This is a genomic window from Nocardioides sp. NPDC057767, assembly GCF_042798275.1.
Classification (GTDB): Bacteria; Actinomycetota; Actinomycetes; order Propionibacteriales; family Nocardioidaceae; genus Nocardioides.
On the sequence record NZ_JBHVKJ010000128.1, the window covers coordinates 1 to 1,403 of the forward strand.

Consider the following 1,403-nt stretch of genomic DNA (forward strand, 5'->3'; position numbering starts at 1 on the left):
GCCGGGACGTCACGGGTGTGACGTCTCGGCCGACGTACGTGACGGCTCGGCGTGTCTGCGACAATGTCCGGCGTGGATCTGAGGGTGGTGCGGCCGACGCGCGGAAGCGTGTGGCTGGCGCTGCTCGCGGCGGTGGAGATCACCACCGGTTCCAGCCTGGCCCACCTGGCCGGCGGTGGGGAGCTGCCGGACGCGTTGTGGCTGCTCGCGACGGGTTTCGCTGCCTTCGGCGCAAGCGTCGTGGTGCTGCAGCAGCGAGTCGGGATCGTCCTGGGAGCAGTGCTGGCCGGAGCGGCACAGCTGGGGATGCACGAGGCATTCGAGGCGTACGCAGCCCCTGCCGCCCACGCGCACAACAGCGGCACGGGCGACACCTCGATGCTGGTCGCGCACGCCACGGCCGCGGTGCTCACCGTCGTGGTCTGGCTGCTGCACCGCCGGGCCTGGCGGGTCATCTCCCGGGCGCTCACGACGCCGCGGATCCCGATCCCGCTCCGCCTTCTCCCCCTGACGCAGACGATCGTTCTGCGCAACCACCTGTGGACGTACGTCGCTGCCGGCCGCGGGCCGCCGGTCCTCGCCTGAGGACCCGACCCGACACCTGGGCACCCACGCCCGACCATGCAGACACTCCACAGAAAGCACCCACCATGTCTCGACGTACCCTCGCGCGCCTCGGCGCGCCCACGATCGCCGCCGCGGCCATCACGTTCCTGGTCGCCGCTCCCGCCTCCGCGCACGTCACGGTCACCCCGACCGAGACGGCCGCCGGCGCCTACACCGTGCTGACCTTCAGCAACGGCCATGGCTGCGAAGGCTCACCGACCAAGCAGATCACGATCCAGGTCCCCGAGGGGATCAACGACGTGACGCCCACCCGGCAGCCGTTCTACGACGTCAAGGTGGTCACCGAGAAGCTCGCCGAGCCGATCGAGGACGCCCACGGCAACAAGATCACCGAGCGCGACTCGACCGTCGTCTACACCGCCAAGACGCCACTGCCCGACGGTCAGCGGGACGCCTTCGAGGTCTCCCTGCAGCTGCCCGAGGAGGAGGGCACGCTCGCCTTCCCGGTCATCCAGACCTGTGTGAAGGGCGAGACCGCCTGGATCGAGGAGGCTCCCGAGGGCGCCACCGAGGAGCCGGAGAACCCGGCTCCGTCCTTCGAGGTCACCGCAGCCGAGTCCGAGGACGGTCACGGCCACGGTGCCGAGGAGTCTGCCGAGAAGGCCGAGCCGGCCGCAGCCGTGCAGACCGAGGACGACGACAGCAACCTGTGGGGCGGTGTCGGCGCCGGCGCCGGCATCCTCGGCCTGATCGCGGGCACGACCGCCCTCGCGCTGGGGCGTCGTAAGGCGTGAGTGCTTCCCTGACGCGCCGGCCGGGCCCCGACCACCGGGGCC

Annotated in this window: 2 protein-coding genes; both read left to right on the plus strand. The window is 71.5% G+C overall.

The window, feature by feature from the left end; genetic code table 11:
- Window positions 1-63: 63 nt before the first annotated feature.
- Entirely contained in the window at window positions 64-585 is a 522-nt protein-coding gene (locus tag ACFVDI_RS28655; RefSeq protein WP_378912274.1) for a cell division protein FtsQ, read from the plus strand.
- A 65-nt stretch (window positions 586-650) separates the two neighbouring features.
- Window positions 651-1,361 (plus strand): YcnI family protein, encoded by a 711-nt coding sequence (locus tag ACFVDI_RS28660; protein ID WP_378912273.1) that lies wholly within the window; start codon window positions 651-653, stop codon window positions 1,359-1,361.
- The last annotated feature ends 42 nt before the right edge of the window (window positions 1,362-1,403 follow it).

Bases quoted from the DNA above. Each gene is read 5' to 3' on its own strand.
- ACFVDI_RS28655 (WP_378912274.1), top strand. From the start codon at position 64: ATGTCCGGCGTGGATCTGAGGGTGGTGCGGCCGACGCGCGGAAGCGTG.
- ACFVDI_RS28660 (WP_378912273.1), top strand. From the start codon at position 651: ATGTCTCGACGTACCCTCGCGCGCCTCGGCGCGCCCACGATCGCCGCC.